We start from the raw sequence: 18,089 nt of genomic DNA, 5'->3' as shown, positions 1-18,089 counted from the left end.
TACTTTCTGTAAGTCTGCTATTTTCGCACTTCAAACTACTTATTGGTGACAATGGGTAGTTTTTTTGTAGTGGTAATTATGATAGAGTAAAAAGACGATTTAAGTTAAAAAAGTGAGCGAGGAAAGACATGGAACGTGAAAGTCAACTAACCGAAGAAGAAAAAAATTTTTTTATGCAGGCTGCGATCGACGAAGCGAAAAAAGCGGAAGCCCTTGCTGAGGTTCCGATTGGTGCTGTCGTTGTTTACCAAGGAGAAATCATCGGACGAGGACATAACCTGAGAGAGCACAGTCAAGATGCTACGAGTCATGCGGAAATGTTTGCGATTCGAGAAGCATGTAAAAAATTAGATAATTGGCGGTTGGAAAAGTGTCAAATTTTTGTGACGTTAGAGCCATGCCCGATGTGTAGCGGCGGCATGATTTTATCACGAGTTGAAGAAGTCTATTTTGGGGCGTATGACCCTAAAGGTGGAACTGCTGGTACGTTGATGAATCTGTTGACAGACGAGCGTTTTAATCATCGAGCGTATGTGGAAGGCGGAATCTTGGAGGCTGAATGCGGGGCATTATTGACTAATTTTTTCCGCCAACTGCGAGCTCGCAAAAAAAAGACTAGTCAAAAAGAATAGAATTTGTTATACTAATTCTTGCCGAAAGGCAGGACAATGTCGGGCTTGTGAATTGTGTCAGATCCGGAAGGAAGCAGCACTAAGCAGGATCCGGCATGTGTCTGTTATAGAGATGATAATGGTAGGCTGAGCGCCTGCTTTTTTTTTGCCTAAAATTTTAACGATGTTTATTTAGTATTAAACGTAATTAATTGAAGCGATTTTAAATAAAGCGTAAACTAAAGCTAGCAAATCCTGGAGGTGTTAAGGATGAAAGAGAAAAACGCATTTCATATCAATGGGTATCTTGGTTTAGTTGGATTGATCCTCGTTTTGTTAGCTGGTCTATGGTGTGTAGCAACTGGAGATAACCGAGCTAGTTTTGGTCTGATCATTATAGGTATTCTATTATGGATCATCGCCGCACTATTTCTTAGTTCATTGACAATTGTAGGCCCCAACAACGCAAAAGCTGTTTTGTTTTTTGGCAAATATTTAGGAACGATCAAAGAGAATGGTTTGTTTATTACGACCCCTTTGACTCGGAAAATCCCTATATCCTTGAAGGTTCGAAACTTTAACAGCTCGTTACTCAAAGTAAATGATGCCGATGGGAACCCAGTAGAAATTTCAGCAGTTGTCGTTTTTAAGGTAGTAGATACAGCTAAAGCCTTGTTCGATGTTGATTATTATTTGGATTTTGTTGAGATCCAAAGTGAAACGGCGATTCGGCATATCGCCACGCAATATTCATATGATACTTTCAACGAAGACGATTTAACATTGCGAGGCAATACCGCAGAAGTGTCAGAAGAGTTAGCAAAAGAATTACAAGAACGCCTAGCGATGGCAGGAGTAGAAGTGATTGAGACTCGTTTGAATCATTTAGCTTATGCAACTGAAATTGCTAATGCAATGTTGCAACGACAACAAGCAAGAGCTATTTTATCAGCTCGTCAAACAATTGTAGAAGGGGCCGTTACGATGACTCAAATGGCTTTGGAACAAATTGAAAACGGGCAAGATATTCACTTTACAGATGACCGAAAAGTCCAATTGATCAATAATCTGCTTGTTTCTATTATCACGGATAAAGGAACACAACCTGTGATCAATACAGGTGATTTGTCTGAAAAATAATAAGGGGAGGAACCTAAATGAAAAAACTGTACATCAAACAAAAAGTCTTTAGTATTGGTGAAAAATTTACCGTTATAGATGAGGACCAACGCCCTCGATACTTTGTCAAAGGCAGCTTTTTGAAGATTCCTAAAACTTTTCGGATTGAAGATGAAAAAGGTAACGAAGTCAGTAAAATCACTAAGAAAGTGATTAGTCTTCTACCTAAATTTACTGTTGAAATAGATGGTAAAGACGCGATTGAAATTTCAAAACATTTGAGTGTCTTTAAGGCGAAATATGCCATTTCAGCAGAAGACATCAAAGTAGAAGGCAATTGGTGGGATATGGATTTTGAGGTTTCTCAAAAAGGCCGCAAAGTTGCTGAAATTCATAAGCGCTGGATTTCGTGGGGTGATTCTTATGAAATCACGATTTTAAATGATTCATTAGAGGAATTGATTGTTTCGCTAGTCATCGCGATCGACTGTGTGAAAGATGACGAAAATTCTAATGCCTCGTCATCTTCAGATTAAAAAAAGCACTGCAACTGATTAAAGTTGCGGTGCTTTTTTTGCAATCGATTAGTCGTTTATTTTAAATTCGGGATTTTCAAGAGCTAATAATTGTTGTTTGATTTTTAACCCTTCTGCACTTGAGCCAGAATAACCGACCAATTGGCCGCCTTTTCCAATCACTCGATGGCAAGGGATCAAAATCGGCAACGGATTCTTGCGATTGGCTTGACCTAATGCTCGTACCGCCTTTGGTCGTTGGATACTTTCAGCTACTGCTTGATAACTGCAAGTTGATCCATAAGGTATTTTTGCCAGCGCGTGCCAAACTTCTTGTTGAAAAACTGTACCATATTCAAATGTATAGGGAAGATCAAATGCTTTTCGTTCGCCATTTAGATATTCTAAGATTTGTGTTTGTGCTTGGAGCAAAAGAGTCTGATTTGCTAAAGGATGTTCATCGATTGGTGTATAAGAAATCTGAGTCAAAAAATGTGGATCAGCATTTAACCAAATAGTGCCCAGGGAAGATTCGAACTTCATGTACCCACCTACTTTTTTAGATTGGAGATGACAAAAGCAGAAGTTGAATACTTCTGTCAACGCTTCTAGTGTAGCTCTATGGTACTATAGATGGAACGTAAAGAGTCGAAAAGAGGTAGAACAATGGAAAAAATTATCTTTTTACATACCAATGATCTACATTCCCACTTAGAAAATTGGCCTAAGATTCGTCGTTTTTTAACAGAACGTAAACAAGAGGAAACGGCTGATCAAACTGTGATCACGATCGACTTAGGCGATTTTGTCGATCGTTGGCATCCGTTGACCGAAGCAACGAATGGTCAAGCCAATATCGAGCTGATGAATCAGATTCATTACGATGCAGCAACGATCGGAAATAATGAAGGTGTAGGAAATTCTAAAGAGGAATTGAACCATTTATACGATCAAGCTAATTTTGATATCGTGCTAGATAATTTATTTGATAAAAAAACATTGCAGCCGCCAGCTTGGTCCCAACCTTGTAAAATCATCACGACTGAATTAGGAACAAAAATTGGATTAGTAGCATTTACAGCACCATTTCCTTTAACGTACAATCCTAATGGTTGGGATATCCGTCAAGTAATGGATATTTTACCCGAGTTGATTTCTAACCTGCGATCTAAAGTAGATGTTGTCGTATTGATGAGTCACTTAGGTATCAGCGCTGACCGCTTGATCGCTAAAGAACTGTCTGAGATCGATGTGATTTTAGGGTCCCATACCCATCATTTATTTGAAAACGGGGAAAAAGTCGGTGACGTTCAACTAGCTGCTGCCGGTAAATATGGTTATTACGTTGGTGAAGTACAAGTGATGATAGATGAGAATCATCAGATCCAAAAAACTGTTGCTCGAACGTTTGCAACAGAAAAAATGTTGGATATCCCAGAGGATCGAGCGGAGATCGCAGGCTATCTAGACGAAGGCCATCGCTTATTATCGGAAAAAAAGTAGCGCAACTACCTTTTGTTTTAGAAACAGATATCGCTTCTGCACACCCAATGATCAACTACGCCTTAAAGGCCGTTAAAGAAGCTGCGGGGACTGAAGCGGCTGTTCTGAATTCGGGTCTATTTTTAACAGATATTCCGGCGGGGGTGATCAATCAAGATCAACTGCATACTGCCTTGCCACATCCGATGCATTTGATCAAAGTAACCTTGACAGGAAATGATTTGATTCGGTTGGTTTTAGAAATGGAAAAAAACCGCCACTTTTTGATTAATTTCCCAGTTATGGGGATGGGCTTTCGTGGAAAAGTTTTTGGACATCTCGTATATGACGGAATTGAATACGATGCTATCAATCATCAAGTTCGTTGGCTTGGGGAATTAGTTGATCCTGAGTTAGAATATACGATTGCAACAGTGGATCATTTCATGTTTGTTCCCTTCTTTCCGACGATCGAAATTGCTGGTCGGTATGAATTTTTATTTCCGGCTTTTATTCGGACAGTTGTGGGTGACTATCTGTATACTCACTATCCAATCAAATAAAAACAAGGTATAATAACAAATAGGTGGTGAGACGATGACAAGAGAAAAAAAAGACCAAAAAGAGCAGCAACAAACAACTGAAAAAACAGTTACGCAAGAGATGACTGAAGTCTTAGATGAAATCGTCGAGACGCCCGCTGAAGAAAAGAAAAAAGGTGAGCATGTCGTTTTTGTAGATGACAGCAATCTTTTAATTGGCGAACGCCAATATCGTTTAGTTAGAAATTACCGTGAAGGCTTTGATGCCGAACGTTTAGGTGAACGCTTTAGTGAGGTCTTGACGCGCTATGATTATGTTGTAGGAGATTGGGGATATGACCAATTACGTTTGAAGGGCTTTTTCCGAGAAGATGATCGAAAGAGCATGCCTGAGCAACGGATCGATGCTTTAGAAGATTATTTATATGAATATTGCAATTTTGGTTGTGCGTATTTTGTATTGGAACGGACGGACGGCAAACGTCAGCAAAATCGTAAAAAACGAAAACGAAAACGTAAAGATAAACCGCAAGCATTTGTAGAAGAGAAAAAAGCGACTGTTTCGGAAACACAGAAAAAGAAACCTGTGATCAAAAATCGTCAACCGAAAAAAGCCGCTCCAGCGAAAACCAAAGAAAAAGATGAACGCTTTGTGATTCGTCAAAGAGAAGAGTAGGTATATGTATAAAGGATATTTAATTGATCTAGACGGAACGATCTATCGTGGAAGCGAACCAATCCCTGCAGGACGTCGGTTTGTCGAGCAGCTTCAAGCACGTCAAATTCCTTTTTTATTTTTGACGAACAATACGACAAAGACACCGCAAACGGTAGCAGATCGTTTAGCAAATGAATTTTCAATCTATGTTAGCCCAGAGACTGTTTATACGGCGACTTTGGCAACGATTGATTATATGAACGATGCAGATAAAGGTAAAAAAGTATTCGTGATTGGTGAACCGGGTTTGATCGATCCGATTTTAGCTGCTGGCTATGAATGGGACACTGAAAATCCAGACTATGTTGTCGTGGGCTTAGACACGGAAGTCACCTACGAAAAATTTGTGACAGCAACGTTAGCAATTCAAAAGGGAGCGACTTTTATCGGAACCAATCCCGATAAAAATATTCCGACAGAACGAGGATTATTACCTGGTGCTGGCTCGGTGATCGCTTTGATCGAAGCTTCTACACAGCGATCAGCAATTTATATCGGTAAACCTGAAGCGATTATCATGGAAAAAGGCTTAGAAATACTAGGGTTAGCTAAATCAGAAGTGTTGATGGTGGGCGATAATTACACGACGGATATTCTTGCGGGTATCAATAATGGAATCGATTCTTTATTAGTTTTATCCGGCTTTACGCAAAAAGAAGAAGTACCTGATCTGCCAGTGCAACCGACTCATTTAGTCGATTCTTTAGACGAGTGGAGCTTTGATGAAAAGTAAATGGTTCGATAAAATTGGGTTGGTGTGTCTGATTGTAGCATTATTAACACTGGCGATCACGTTGACGATCAATGCCCGTTGGTTGTATCGGTTTGATATCATGCACTTAAACTTATTAGATTATACGACGCTATCGGACAAGGAGTTATTGCATAATTTTGATCAGTTGATGCAGTATTTGAACACGCCTTGGATCCATAACTTGAAGCTGGATGATTTTCCACTTTCAGCGAGTGGAGCTTTGCATTTCTATGAAGTCAAAAGGTTGTTTCTTTTGAATTATGGTCTTTTGATTGTGACGGTTGTTCCAAACGTTTTTTATGTAAGAAGACTCATTAAGCAAAAGCGACTTTGGACATTGATCCAGCCGTTTAAATTGGCGATGGTCGTACCAATCGTTATCGCGTTTTTAATGGCAGTTAATTTTGATCAATTCTTTATAACATTTCATGGATTGTTCTTTAATAATGATGCGTGGATCTTTAATCCTGCAACTGATCCAATTATCAATGTTTTACCGGAGACTTTTTTCTTACACTGTTTTATCTTATTTTTTATTTTGTTAGAAATTTTTTACTTTCTACCAATTTATTTTGGAAAAAGAGCATTAAAAAAAGAGCAGTAAGCTCTTTTTTTAATGCTCTTATTTGACGATAGAATCCAACTTGCCCGGATCTTCATGTGCTAAACGACTAGCAGCTGAAGCCGCAATTGCCCCGACTAAATCATCTAAAAAAGTATGAACATGTATACCATCATGTTCATTTAATTTTTTTAAGATTCCAGGTTTTACCTTGTCGATATACCCATAGTTAGTAAAGCCGATCGAACCGTAAACATTGACGATCGATAGTGCCATGATTTCATCGATACCGTATAACCCTTCATCTTCTTCAAGAATTTTTTGCAATGGATCATCTAATTTTTTTTGTTCAGCTAATTTATCCAATGCGATCCCAGTGATGATTGCGTTATGAACCTCACGTTTAGTCAATACGCGATCAACACTGTCCATGCATACTTGGATATCCAAGTCAGAGATATAATCTTTTTGTAAAAAGAAAACCAATTCAGCGATATCTTTGATCGTTACACCGCGTTCTTCCAATAAGTCACGGGCGTTTTGTTCTAATGTGGTTGTTTTGTAGACCATTCTTTTGCCTCCATCAAATCTATTTTTGTGGAAATAGACTGGTACTGTGTCCTGGTTGTGTCCGGTTTTTCGGATTGATGTAATGGAGAGCATTGTTAACAGCTGTAGGGGCTTCGCCCATGCCAGTCGCAATCAATTTTACTTTTCCATCATAGGTTGCGATATCGCCGCACGCATAGACCCCAGGGATAGAAGTACGCATATCTGGTTCCACTAGGATTGCTTGACGAGTGCTTTCGAGTCCCCAAGAACGTAAATGTTCAAGTGAAGAAGAAAACCCATAATTAACAATCAAGTAATCAATATTCAAATTAATTGTCTCATCGCTCTTCGTTTTTTGCAAAGTTAAACGATCTAATTCTTGCTCACCGTTCAATTCTGTCAAAATATATGGCGTATAAATGTTGACGGAAGAAGTTTTTAACTTTTCAACACTATGTTCATGACCGCGGAATTGATCGCGCCGATGGATCAGTGAGACTTCATCGGCGATCGGTTCTAACATCAAGGCCCAATCAATCGCAGAATCCCCGCCGCCTGCAATTGCCACTTTTTTGCCGGCATATTTCATCAAGTCGTTGATATAATAATCTATCCCATGATTTTCGAATTTATCTGCTTGTTCGATTTGCAAGCGTCTAGGTTGGAACGAGCCATTACCGATCGCTAACACGACGGCTTTGGTATAATGACTCTCTTTATTAGTAATCAACTCTAAATAATCATCATATTGCTTTAATTCTAGTACTTCTTCATCCAAACAATACGTATGTGAGAAGGTCCGTAGTTGTTTTTCTAAATTGCTGACCAGGTCTGCCGCTTTAACAATGGGAAACCCAGGAATATCATAAATATTTTTCTCAGGGTAAAGTGTTGTCAACTGTCCGCCAAGTTGCGGTAAGCTGTCGATCAGCTTTGTTTTTGCTTGACGTATCCCTGCATAAAAGGCAGCAAACATCCCAACGGGGCCTGCGCCTACAATGGTTATATCAAAAATTTCCATATCCTCACCCTTTCTTTCCTGCTCAATTGTAACAAATAATTTAAATAGAAAGAACCGCTTAGCTTAAGGAGGTGGCAAAACGGTAAAAGTTTGTTATGATAGATGGAGCAAAAAATAAAGGAGGAATTTGAAGTGTCTCAATTTCCACAATTAAACCTAACAGAAGAAAAAGGTCCAAAAGCGACAATCAAAACAAATATGGGAGATATTACTGTTCAACTATTCCCTGAAGAAGCACCAAAAACAGTTGAAAACTTTGTACAATTGGCGAAGAAGGGTTATTACGATGGCGTGATTTTCCACCGTGTGATTCCGGATTTCATGATTCAAGGTGGCGATCCAACCGGTACAGGCATGGGTGGCGAAAGTATTTATGGTGAAAAATTTGAAGATGAATTTTCACGTAACCTATTCAACTTACGTGGTGCTTTATCAATGGCGAATGCTGGTCCTAATACAAATGGAAGCCAGTTCTTCATCGTAAACAACCAAAATGTTCCAGCCAACATGATGGCTCAATTAGAAGAAGCCGGTTTTCCAGGTGAAATCATCGAAACATATAAACAAGGAGGAACTCCTTGGCTAGACTTCCGTCATACAGTTTTCGGACAAGTGACAGAAGGTATGGATGTTGTTGATAGTATCGGCAATGCTAAACGCGGTGCTCAAGACAAACCAGTACATGATATCGTAATCGAATCAATCGAAATCTCTGACTAAAAAAAAGAACGGCCAAGCGGCCGTTCTTTTTTTAGTTTAAAGCCAAAACGATTCGTTTTAATCCTTCTTCCAAAATAGAACGCGGACAAGCGACGTTTAATCGCATATGTTGTTTACCGCCAGATCCATAACTGACACCAGTATTTAATACGACTTTTCCTTTATGGACTAAACGTTCTTCTAATTCACTATCTGAAAAACCATACGCTGAAAAATCAATCCATAATAAGTAAGTAGCTTCAGGCTCCATTACTATTGCTTTTGGTAAATGTATACGGAAATATTCTAAAGTAAAAACTATATTTGATTGGAGGTAGCCCAATAAGTCATTTAACCATGGCTCGCCAGCCTGATAAGCTGCTTCCATACCGACTAACCCAAATGTATTGATTTCTTGTTGGAAATTTTCTTGTTGCTTATTTAATAGTAAGTCACGCAGCTTTTTATTTTTGACAAAAGCCAGTGAATTTTTTATTCCAGCTAAATTAAATGTCTTGGTCATTGAAGTAAATTGAATACTAAAATCACTAAAATTTTCTCCGGCATTAAAGAATGAAGTCATACGGTTAGGCGCAAAGACTAGATCTTGGTGGATCTCATCACTTAATACAAGAACATCATATTTTTTACATAGTCTTCCAAGCTGATTCAATTCCGTTTCAGACCAGACACGACCTCCAGGATTATGCGGATTGCATAGAATCATCAGTTTTACTTGTTGCTTATTGAATTTTTCTTCTAAATCACCAAAATCAATGACGAATCGGTGATTTTTTTCAATCAAACGACTGCGAACTAATTTTCTCCGGTTATTAGTAATGATCGTAGCAAAAGGTGGATAAACAGGATCGTGAATCAGAATGGTATCATTTGGTTTTGTCAATGCTTGGATAGCAGTAGTAATTCCTGCCAATACACCGGAGAAAAAGAGAATTTCTTCCTTATTGAGATTCAATTCATGCTGTCTATTTTCCCAAGCGATGATTTTTTGATAGAGACTGTCTGAAATATCGCTATAGCCAAGAACACCATCGTTTAATAATTTTTGATAAGCTTCTAAAACAGCGGGCGGCGTTTTGAAATCCATATCAGCGATCCATAAAGGTAGAAGCTCTTTTTCATTATAGTTTTTTTAAATGGTGTCCCATTTGATACTATTGGTTCCTAAACGATCAATTGGCTGATTAAAATTAGTCATACATCTTCCTCCAATGTCTAAACTTCTATTTTATTACTAAGTACAGTATAATGAATCATACGAAAAGAGGGAAACGAATGGGATATAAAATTGGAGATATTATTGAAGGACGTGTAACAGGTATCCAGCCATATGGCGCATTCATTTCGCTAGATGAGCAGACTCAAGGACTGATTCATGTTTCGGAGATTCAATCAGGATTTACTAAGAACATCCACAGCTTTTTAGAAATTGGTCAAACGATCAAAGTACAGATTATTGATATTGATGAATATACGAAAAAAATCAGTTTGTCCTTGCGTACATTAGCGGATCATAAAACAGAGATACCTTATCATCGTAAACGGTACTTTACCAACCGTAATAAAAATATTGGTTTTCGTTCGATTGAAAAAAATATGCCTATTTGGACAGAAGATGCGATTGATTATTTATTGAAAGAACGAGTGGAAAATTAATATAGGTTTTATGCAAAAAATATCTTTTTTTCAGAAAACATGATACAATGATGGCGATTTATGATTAGCTTTTTGCAGAGGTGAAAATTGTGACAAAACAAGTATCTGGAACAATCATGTTGCACTTAGAAGATGGATCAAAACGTTTTTTAGTTCACGAAATTGGAAATGAGAGAGAATTTGCTCGCACTGATACTAAAGCAGAGAATACAGTTTTAGCTAGTTTTTTAAATTTTTTAAAGAGTACATTGCATATTGATGTAAACGACATCCGCTTGGTTGAGTTAACAAATACTCAGTCACAAGGAAGCAATTTACCTTTATACGTGTTTGAAATGGTTAGTCCAGAAGCAACCGAATTGCCTGAAGGATTTGCATGGGAAAGTCCAGAAAGCGTTCGGAAGATTCTTGGAACTATTGAAATTGAGGGCGTACCTTTATTTGAATAATCATTAAGAAAAGAGCTTATGAAAATAAGTTCTTTTTTTATGAAAAAAACTATTGACCAATCATTAATAACATGGTAAATTAATAAACGTTGCTGATGCAGCAAAAACCGAACAATGACTTTTGAAATTAAAAAAACTTCAAAATAGTTGTTGACATTAACTTTTAAATCTGTTAAGATATAAAAGTTACTGAAACAAAGCGACAAACAATGTAGACCTTTGAAAACTGAACGAATAAAACAAACCAAATGTGTAGGGCGTTTCTTTTAATAGAAACAAACAAAACATAGCAAGCAATATGCTAGCAAGTCAATTTTTAAAATTGAGCTTAACAATCGCAAGATTGTTTCAAACACTTTTTATGAGAGTTTGATCCTGGCTCAGGACGAACGCTGGCGGCGTGCCTAATACATGCAAGTCGAACGCTTTTTCTTTCACCGGAGCTTGCTCCACCGAAAGAAAAAGAGTGGCGAACGGGTGAGTAACACGTGGATAACCTACCCTCAAGCGGGGGATAACACTTGGAAACAGGTGCTAATACCGCATAACAAAGAAAACCGCATGGTTTTCTTTTGAAAGGCGCTTTTGCGTCACTTGAGGATGGATCCGCGGTGCATTAGCTAGTTGGTGAGGTAACGGCTCACCAAGGCAACGATGCATAGCCGACCTGAGAGGGTGATCGGCCACATTGGGACTGAGACACGGCCCAAACTCCTACGGGAGGCAGCAGTAGGGAATCTTCGGCAATGGACGAAAGTCTGACCGAGCAACGCCGCGTGAGTGAAGAAGGTTTTCGGATCGTAAAACTCTGTTGTTAGAGAAGAACAAGGATGAGAGTAAAAAGTTCATCCCTTGACGGTATCTAACCAGAAAGCCACGGCTAACTACGTGCCAGCAGCCGCGGTAATACGTAGGTGTCAAGCGTTGTCCGGATTTATTGGGCGTAAAGCGAGCGCAGGCGGTTTCTTAAGTCTGATGTGAAAGCCCCCGGCTCAACCGGGGAGGGTCATTGGAAACTGGGAAACTTGAGTGCAGAAGAGGAGAGTGGAATTCCATGTGTAGCGGTGAAATGCGTAGATATATGGAGGAACACCAGTGGCGAAGGCGGCTCTCTGGTCTGTAACTGACGCTGAGGCTCGAAAGCGTGGGGAGCAAACAGGATTAGATACCCTGGTAGTCCACGCCGTAAACGATGAGTGCTAAGTGTTGGAGGGTTTCCGCCCTTCAGTGCTGCAGCTAACGCATTAAGCACTCCGCCTGGGGAGTACGACCGCAAGGTTGAAACTCAAAGGAATTGACGGGGGCCCGCACAAGCGGTGGAGCATGTGGTTTAATTCGAAGCAACGCGAAGAACCTTACCAGGTCTTGACATCCTTTGACCACTCTAGAGATAGAGCTTCCCCTTCGGGGGCAAAGTGACAGGTGGTGCATGGTTGTCGTCAGCTCGTGTCGTGAGATGTTGGGTTAAGTCCCGCAACGAGCGCAACCCTTATTGTTAGTTGCCATCATTTAGTTGGGCACTCTAGCAAGACTGCCGGTGACAAACCGGAGGAAGGTGGGGATGACGTCAAATCATCATGCCCCTTATGACCTGGGCTACACACGTGCTACAATGGGAAGTACAACGAGTCGCGAAGTCGCGAGGCTAAGCTAATCTCTTAAAGCTTCTCTCAGTTCGGATTGTAGGCTGCAACTCGCCTACATGAAGCCGGAATCGCTAGTAATCGCGGATCAGCACGCCGCGGTGAATACGTTCCCGGGCCTTGTACACACCGCCCGTCACACCACGAGAGTTTGTAACACCCGAAGTCGGTGAGGTAACCTTTTGGAGCCAGCCGCCTAAGGTGGGATAGATGATTGGGGTGAAGTCGTAACAAGGTAGCCGTATCGGAAGGTGCGGCTGGATCACCTCCTTTCTAAGGAATATTACGGAGACTACACAGGTTATTTTATTCGTTCAGTTTTGAGAGGTTTACTCTCAATCGTTCATTGAAAACTGGATACAGAAACAAACCAAACAAACCGAGAACACCGCGTTGAATGAGTTTTTTAATAAGTTCAATTGCTTATTTTATTACTAAGGAACATGATCGCTCATGGAAATTAGTAAGACCCAACCGAAAGGTTGATAAGGTTAAGTGAATAAGGGCGCACGGTGGATGCCTTGGCACTAGGAGCCGATGAAGGACGGGACTAACACCGATATGCTTCGGGGAGCTGTAAGTAAGCTTTGATCCGGAGATTTCCGAATGGGGAAACCCAGCATCTTTTATAGGATGTTACTTTTCAGTGAATACATAGCTGATTAGAGGTAGACGCAGAGAACTGAAACATCTAAGTACCTGCAGGAAGAGAAAGAAAATTCGATTCCCTGAGTAGCGGCGAGCGAAACGGGAAAAGCCCAAACCAAGAGGCTTGCCTCTTGGGGTTGTAGGACTCCGATATGGTAGTCCAGTGAGATAGTCGAAGGACCTGGAAAGGTCTGCTAGAAAGGGTAAAAGCCCCGTAGACAAAATTTGACTGACACCTAGGAGGATCCTGAGTACGGCGGAACACGAGGAATTCCGTCGGAATCCGGGAGGACCATCTCCCAAGGCTAAATACTCCCTAGTGACCGATAGTGAACCAGTACCGTGAGGGAAAGGTGAAAAGCACCCCGGAAGGGGAGTGAAATAGATCCTGAAACCGTGTGCCTACAACAAGTTAAAGCCCGTTAATGGGTGATAGCGTGCCTTTTGTAGAATGAACCGGCGAGTTACGATTACTTGCGAGGTTAAGTTGAAAAAACGGAGCCGTAGCGAAAGCGAGTCTGAATAGGGCGAATGAGTAAGTGGTCGTAGACCCGAAACCATGTGATCTACCCATGTCCAGGTTGAAGGTGCGGTAAAACGCACTGGAGGACCGAACCCACGTACGTTGAAAAGTGCGGGGATGAGGTGTGGGTAGCGGAGAAATTCCAAACGAACTTGGAGATAGCTGGTTCTCTCCGAAATAGCTTTAGGGCTAGCCTCAGAGTAAGAATGATGGAGGTAGAGCACTGTTTGGACTAGGGGCCCATCTCGGGTTACCGAATTCAGATAAACTCCGAATGCCATCCATTCATCTCTGGGAGTCAGACTGTGAGTGATAAGATCCATAGTCGAAAGGGAAACAGCCCAGACCACCAGCTAAGGTCCCAAAATATATGTTAAGTGGAAAAGGATGTGGGGTTGCACAGACAACTAGGATGTTGGCTCAGAAGCAGCCACCATTTAAAGAGTGCGTAATAGCTCACTAGTCGAGTGACCCTGCGCCGAAAATGTACCGGGGCTAAACATATTACCGAAGCTGTGGAACACACCATTAGGTGTGTTGGTAGGAGAGCGTTCTAAGGGCGTTGAAGGTAGATCGTGAGGACTGCTGGAGCGCTTAGAAGTGAGAATGCCGGTATGAGTAGCGAAAGACAGGTGAGAATCCTGTCCACCGAATGACTAAGGTTTCCTGGGGAAGGCTCGTCCGCCCAGGGTTAGTCGGGACCTAAGCCGAGGCCGAAAGGCGTAGGCGATGGATAACAGGTTGATATTCCTGTACCCGTTGTTTTTGTTTGAACAATGGAGGGACGCAGGAGGCTAAGGAATCAGACGATTGGAAATGTCTGTCCAAGCAACAAGTCTTGAAGTGAGTCAAATGCTTGCATCTTTAAGGACAAGTTGTGATGGGGAGGGAAATAATAGTACCGAAGTTCCTGATGTCACACTGCCAAGAAAAGCTTCTAGTTAGAAAACAATGGCCCGTACCGCAAACCGACACAGGTAGTCGAGGAGAGAATCCTAAGGTGAGCGAGAGAACTCTCGTTAAGGAACTCGGCAAAATGACCCCGTAACTTCGGGAGAAGGGGTGCTGATCTAACGATCAGCCGCAGTGAATAGGCCCAAGCGACTGTTTATCAAAAACACAGGTCTCTGCAAAATCGAAAGATGACGTATAGGGGCTGACGCCTGCCCGGTGCTGGAAGGTTAAGAGGAGTGCTTAGCGTAAGCGAAGGTACGAATTGAAGCCCCAGTAAACGGCGGCCGTAACTATAACGGTCCTAAGGTAGCGAAATTCCTTGTCGGGTAAGTTCCGACCCGCACGAAAGGCGTAACGATTTGGGCACTGTCTCAACGAGAGACTCGGTGAAATTTTAGTACCTGTGAAGATGCAGGTTACCCGCGACAGGACGGAAAGACCCCATGGAGCTTTACTGCAGTTTGATATTGAGTGTTTGTACCACATGTACAGGATAGGTAGGAGCCGTAGAAGTCGGAACGCTAGTTTCGACAGAGGCGCTGGTGGGATACTACCCCTGTGTTATGACCACTCTAACCCGCACCACTAATCGTGGTGGGAGACAGTGTCAGATGGGCAGTTTGACTGGGGCGGTCGCCTCCTAAAAGGTAACGGAGGCGCCCAAAGGTTCCCTCAGAATGGTTGGAAATCATTCGCAGAGTGTAAAGGCACAAGGGAGCTTGACTGCGAGACCTACAAGTCGAGCAGGGACGAAAGTCGGGCTTAGTGATCCGGTGGTTCCGCATGGAAGGGCCATCGCTCAACGGATAAAAGCTACCCTGGGGATAACAGGCTTATCTCCCCCAAGAGTCCACATCGACGGGGAGGTTTGGCACCTCGATGTCGGCTCGTCGCATCCTGGGGCTGTAGTCGGTCCCAAGGGTTGGGCTGTTCGCCCATTAAAGCGGCACGCGAGCTGGGTTCAGAACGTCGTGAGACAGTTCGGTCCCTATCCGTCGCGGGCGTTGGAAATTTGAGAGGATCTGTCCTTAGTACGAGAGGACCGGGATGGACTTACCGCTGGTGTACCAGTTGTCTCGCCAGAGGCATCGCTGGGTAGCTATGTAGGGAAGGGATAAACGCTGAAAGCATCTAAGTGTGAAGCCCACCTCAAGATGAGATTTCCCATTTCTTTAAGAAAGTAAGATCCCTGAGAGATGATCAGGTAGATAGGTCAGAAGTGGAAGTGCAGTGATGTACGGAGCGGACTGATACTAATCGATCGAGGACTTAACCAAAAAAATTGATCTTGGCTGTTTGAATGTTTCTGATCCAGTTTTGAGTGAACGAAGTTTACTCAAACAAATAGTGTGGTGGCGATAGCGAGAAGGATACACCTGTTCCCATGTCGAACACAGAAGTTAAGCTTCTTAGCGCCGATTGTAGTGAGGGGTTGCCCCTTGTGAGATTAGGACGTCGCCACGCGAATTCCATCCAAATTGGATGGAATTTTATTTCTTGTTATGATAATAAATTTTGTTTGCATCGAAACTATTTTAGTAATAAAATAAGTTGACTTATAAACGTAAATAAGTTATTATAACTAAGTTGTTTAATGAATAACAGATTTAAAAACTTTTTGAAAAAGTTTTTAAAATAGTTGTTGACATCAACTTTTAAATCTGTTAGGATATAAAAGTTACTGAAACAAAGCGACAAACAATGTAGACCTTTGAAAACTGAACGAATAAAACAAACCAAATGTGTAGGGCGTTTCTTTTAATAGAAACAAACAAAACATAGCAAGCAATATGCTAGCAAGTCAATTTTTAAAATTGAGCTTAACAATCGCAAGATTGTTTCAAACACTTTTTATGAGAGTTTGATCCTGGCTCAGGACGAACGCTGGCGGCGTGCCTAATACATGCAAGTCGAACGCTTTTTCTTTCACCGGAGCTTGCTCCACCGAAAGAAAAAGAGTGGCGAACGGGTGAGTAACACGTGGATAACCTACCCTCAAGCGGGGGATAACACTTGGAAACAGGTGCTAATACCGCATAACAAAGAAAACCGCATGGTTTTCTTTTGAAAGGCGCTTTTGCGTCACTTGAGGATGGATCCGCGGTGCATTAGCTAGTTGGTGAGGTAACGGCTCACCAAGGCAACGATGCATAGCCGACCTGAGAGGGTGATCGGCCACATTGGGACTGAGACACGGCCCAAACTCCTACGGGAGGCAGCAGTAGGGAATCTTCGGCAATGGACGAAAGTCTGACCGAGCAACGCCGCGTGAGTGAAGAAGGTTTTCGGATCGTAAAACTCTGTTGTTAGAGAAGAACAAGGATGAGAGTAAAAAGTTCATCCCTTGACGGTATCTAACCAGAAAGCCACGGCTAACTACGTGCCAGCAGCCGCGGTAATACGTAGGTGGCAAGCGTTGTCCGGATTTATTGGGCGTAAAGCGAGCGCAGGCGGTTTCTTAAGTCTGATGTGAAAGCCCCCGGCTCAACCGGGGAGGGTCATTGGAAACTGGGAAACTTGAGTGCAGAAGAGGAGAGTGGAATTCCATGTGTAGCGGTGAAATGCGTAGATATATGGAGGAACACCAGTGGCGAAGGCGGCTCTCTGGTCTGTAACTGACGCTGAGGCTCGAAAGCGTGGGGAGCAAACAGGATTAGATACCCTGGTAGTCCACGCCGTAAACGATGAGTGCTAAGTGTTGGAGGGTTTCCGCCCTTCAGTGCTGCAGCTAACGCATTAAGCACTCCGCCTGGGGAGTACGACCGCAAGGTTGAAACTCAAAGGAATTGACGGGGGCCCGCACAAGCGGTGGAGCATGTGGTTTAATTCGAAGCAACGCGAAGAACCTTACCAGGTCTTGACATCCTTTGACCACTCTAGAGATAGAGCTTCCCCTTCGGGGGCAAAGTGACAGGTGGTGCATGGTTGTCGTCAGCTCGTGTCGTGAGATGTTGGGTTAAGTCCCGCAACGAGCGCAACCCTTATTGTTAGTTGCCATCATTTAGTTGGGCACTCTAGCAAGACTGCCGGTGACAAACCGGAGGAAGGTGGGGATGACGTCAAATCATCATGCCCCTTATGACCTGGGCTACACACGTGCTACAATGGGAAGTACAACGAGTCGCGAAGTCGCGAGGCTAAGCTAATCTCTTAAAGCTTCTCTCAGTTCGGATTGTAGGCTGCAACTCGCCTACATGAAGCCGGAATCGCTAGTAATCGCGGATCAGCACGCCGCGGTGAATACGTTCCCGGGCCTTGTACACACCGCCCGTCACACCACGAGAGTTTGTAACACCCGAAGTCGGTGAGGTAACCTTTTGGAGCCAGCCGCCTAAGGTGGGATAGATGATTGGGGTGAAGTCGTAACAAGGTAGCCGTATCGGAAGGTGCGGCTGGATCACCTCCTTTCTAAGGAATATTACGGAGACTACACAGGTTATTTTATTCGTTCAGTTTTGAGAGGTTTACTCTCAATCGTTCATTGAAAACTGGATACAGAAACAAACCAAACAAACCGAGAACACCGCGTTGAATGAGTTTTTTAATAAGTTCAATTGCTTATTTTATTACTAAGGAACATGATCGCTCATGGAAATTAGTAAGACCCAACCGAAAGGTTG

Annotated in this window: 12 protein-coding genes, 4 rRNA genes, 1 other RNA gene and 2 pseudogenes; 15 read left to right on the top strand and 4 right to left on the bottom strand. The window is 42.3% G+C overall.

Annotated features, from left to right (window positions below; genetic code table 11):
- The first annotated feature begins 128 nt into the window (after positions 1-128).
- The 4 genes from tadA to ACQKTA_RS06700 all read left to right on the top strand — a co-directional run bounded on the left by tadA (position 129) and on the right by ACQKTA_RS06700 (position 2,266).
- Positions 129-632, top strand: a complete 504-nt coding sequence (gene tadA / locus ACQKTA_RS06715; RefSeq protein WP_427813202.1) for a tRNA adenosine(34) deaminase TadA — start codon at positions 129-131, stop codon at positions 630-632.
- A 27-nt stretch (positions 633-659) separates the two neighbouring features.
- An RNA gene (gene ffs / locus ACQKTA_RS06710) (signal recognition particle sRNA small type) lies at positions 660-741 on the top strand.
- Positions 742-881: 140 nt separating this feature from the next.
- The gene (locus ACQKTA_RS06705) at positions 882-1,751 is read left to right on the top strand and encodes an SPFH domain-containing protein (RefSeq protein WP_407856283.1); all 870 of its coding nucleotides are present in this window, start codon (positions 882-884) and stop codon (positions 1,749-1,751) included.
- Positions 1,752-1,768: 17 nt separating this feature from the next.
- Positions 1,769-2,266, top strand: a complete 498-nt coding sequence (locus ACQKTA_RS06700; RefSeq protein ID WP_427813200.1) for an LURP-one-related/scramblase family protein — start codon at positions 1,769-1,771, stop codon at positions 2,264-2,266.
- A 48-nt stretch (positions 2,267-2,314) separates the two neighbouring features.
- Here ACQKTA_RS06700 and ACQKTA_RS06695 read toward each other — a convergent pair whose 3' ends face one another.
- Positions 2,315-2,788, bottom strand: a complete 474-nt coding sequence (locus ACQKTA_RS06695; RefSeq protein WP_427813198.1) for a methylated-DNA--[protein]-cysteine S-methyltransferase — start codon at positions 2,786-2,788, stop codon at positions 2,315-2,317.
- Between the two features lie 123 nt (positions 2,789-2,911).
- On the opposite strand from ACQKTA_RS06695, the pseudogene ACQKTA_RS06690 reads away from it, so the two are divergent.
- From ACQKTA_RS06690 to ACQKTA_RS06675, 4 genes and pseudogenes are all read left to right on the top strand, one after another.
- Positions 2,912-4,290: pseudogene (locus ACQKTA_RS06690) on the top strand (bifunctional metallophosphatase/5'-nucleotidase).
- 34 nt (positions 4,291-4,324) lie between these two features.
- The gene (locus tag ACQKTA_RS06685; RefSeq protein ID WP_427813197.1) at positions 4,325-4,945 is read left to right on the top strand and encodes a YutD family protein; all 621 of its coding nucleotides are present in this window, start codon (positions 4,325-4,327) and stop codon (positions 4,943-4,945) included.
- Positions 4,946-4,949: 4 nt separating this feature from the next.
- Positions 4,950-5,720, top strand: a complete 771-nt coding sequence (locus ACQKTA_RS06680; protein WP_427813195.1) for a TIGR01457 family HAD-type hydrolase — start codon at positions 4,950-4,952, stop codon at positions 5,718-5,720.
- Positions 5,710-6,345 (top strand): TIGR01906 family membrane protein, encoded by a 636-nt coding sequence (locus ACQKTA_RS06675; protein WP_427813193.1) that lies wholly within the window; start codon positions 5,710-5,712, stop codon positions 6,343-6,345. The genes ACQKTA_RS06680 and ACQKTA_RS06675 overlap by 11 nt, the downstream gene beginning before the upstream one ends.
- An 18-nt stretch (positions 6,346-6,363) precedes the next feature.
- Here ACQKTA_RS06675 and ACQKTA_RS06670 read toward each other — a convergent pair whose 3' ends face one another.
- Positions 6,364-6,873, bottom strand: a complete 510-nt coding sequence (locus ACQKTA_RS06670; RefSeq protein WP_427813192.1) for a phosphatidylglycerophosphatase A family protein — start codon at positions 6,871-6,873, stop codon at positions 6,364-6,366.
- A 19-nt stretch (positions 6,874-6,892) separates the two neighbouring features.
- Positions 6,893-7,876, bottom strand: coding sequence for an NAD(P)/FAD-dependent oxidoreductase (locus ACQKTA_RS06665; protein WP_427813190.1), 984 nt, complete (start codon positions 7,874-7,876; stop codon positions 6,893-6,895).
- 132 nt (positions 7,877-8,008) lie between these two features.
- Between ACQKTA_RS06665 and ACQKTA_RS06660 the strand changes: the two genes are divergently transcribed.
- Entirely contained in the window at positions 8,009-8,596 is a 588-nt protein-coding gene (locus ACQKTA_RS06660) for a peptidylprolyl isomerase (protein ID WP_332581205.1), read from the top strand.
- 31 nt (positions 8,597-8,627) lie between these two features.
- Here the strand turns inward: ACQKTA_RS06660 and ACQKTA_RS06655 are convergent.
- Positions 8,628-9,794, bottom strand: a pseudogene (locus tag ACQKTA_RS06655) (MalY/PatB family protein).
- 77 nt (positions 9,795-9,871) lie between these two features.
- Here ACQKTA_RS06655 and ACQKTA_RS06650 point away from each other — a divergent pair.
- From ACQKTA_RS06650 to ACQKTA_RS06625, 6 genes are all read left to right on the top strand, one after another.
- Positions 9,872-10,252: a CvfD/Ygs/GSP13 family RNA-binding post-transcriptional regulator gene (locus ACQKTA_RS06650; RefSeq protein ID WP_332581203.1), complete on the top strand. Its 381-nt coding sequence runs from the start codon at positions 9,872-9,874 to the stop codon at positions 10,250-10,252.
- Positions 10,253-10,338: 86 nt separating this feature from the next.
- The gene (locus ACQKTA_RS06645) at positions 10,339-10,701 is read left to right on the top strand and encodes a hypothetical protein (RefSeq protein ID WP_427814522.1); all 363 of its coding nucleotides are present in this window, start codon (positions 10,339-10,341) and stop codon (positions 10,699-10,701) included.
- A 357-nt stretch (positions 10,702-11,058) separates the two neighbouring features.
- Positions 11,059-12,617: ribosomal RNA gene (locus ACQKTA_RS06640) — 16S ribosomal RNA — on the top strand.
- A 216-nt stretch (positions 12,618-12,833) separates the two neighbouring features.
- Positions 12,834-15,746: ribosomal RNA gene (locus ACQKTA_RS06635) — 23S ribosomal RNA — on the top strand.
- A gap of 71 nt (positions 15,747-15,817) precedes the next feature.
- Positions 15,818-15,933, top strand: a 5S ribosomal RNA gene (gene rrf, locus ACQKTA_RS06630).
- A gap of 385 nt (positions 15,934-16,318) precedes the next feature.
- Positions 16,319-17,877, top strand: a 16S ribosomal RNA gene (locus tag ACQKTA_RS06625).
- Together the 16S, 23S and 5S rRNA genes form the textbook arrangement of a ribosomal RNA operon.
- Positions 17,878-18,089: the final 212 nt, after the last annotated feature.

This window comes from Enterococcus sp. 22-H-5-01, assembly GCF_050310005.1.
Taxonomy (GTDB): Bacteria; Bacillota; Bacilli; order Lactobacillales; family Enterococcaceae; genus Enterococcus_A; species Enterococcus_A hailinensis.
The sequence above is the reverse complement of the archived record's forward strand: the minus strand, read 5'-3'. Positions and strand labels throughout refer to the sequence as shown.

Excerpts from the sequence above, each read along its gene's own strand:
- ACQKTA_RS06670 (WP_427813192.1), bottom strand. The coding sequence starts at position 6,873 with ATGGTCTACAAAACAACCACATTAGAACAAAACGCCCGTGACTTATTG.
- ACQKTA_RS06675 (WP_427813193.1), top strand. The coding sequence starts at position 5,710 with ATGAAAAGTAAATGGTTCGATAAAATTGGGTTGGTGTGTCTGATTGTA.
- ACQKTA_RS06650 (WP_332581203.1), top strand. The coding sequence starts at position 9,872 with ATGGGATATAAAATTGGAGATATTATTGAAGGACGTGTAACAGGTATC.
- ACQKTA_RS06705 (WP_407856283.1), top strand. The coding sequence starts at position 882 with ATGAAAGAGAAAAACGCATTTCATATCAATGGGTATCTTGGTTTAGTT.
- ACQKTA_RS06665 (WP_427813190.1), bottom strand. The coding sequence starts at position 7,876 with ATGGAAATTTTTGATATAACCATTGTAGGCGCAGGCCCCGTTGGGATG.
- ACQKTA_RS06700 (WP_427813200.1), top strand. The coding sequence starts at position 1,769 with ATGAAAAAACTGTACATCAAACAAAAAGTCTTTAGTATTGGTGAAAAA.
- ACQKTA_RS06695 (WP_427813198.1), bottom strand. The coding sequence starts at position 2,788 with ATGAAGTTCGAATCTTCCCTGGGCACTATTTGGTTAAATGCTGATCCA.
- tadA (WP_427813202.1), top strand. The coding sequence starts at position 129 with ATGGAACGTGAAAGTCAACTAACCGAAGAAGAAAAAAATTTTTTTATG.
- ACQKTA_RS06685 (WP_427813197.1), top strand. The coding sequence starts at position 4,325 with ATGACAAGAGAAAAAAAAGACCAAAAAGAGCAGCAACAAACAACTGAA.
- ACQKTA_RS06680 (WP_427813195.1), top strand. The coding sequence starts at position 4,950 with ATGTATAAAGGATATTTAATTGATCTAGACGGAACGATCTATCGTGGA.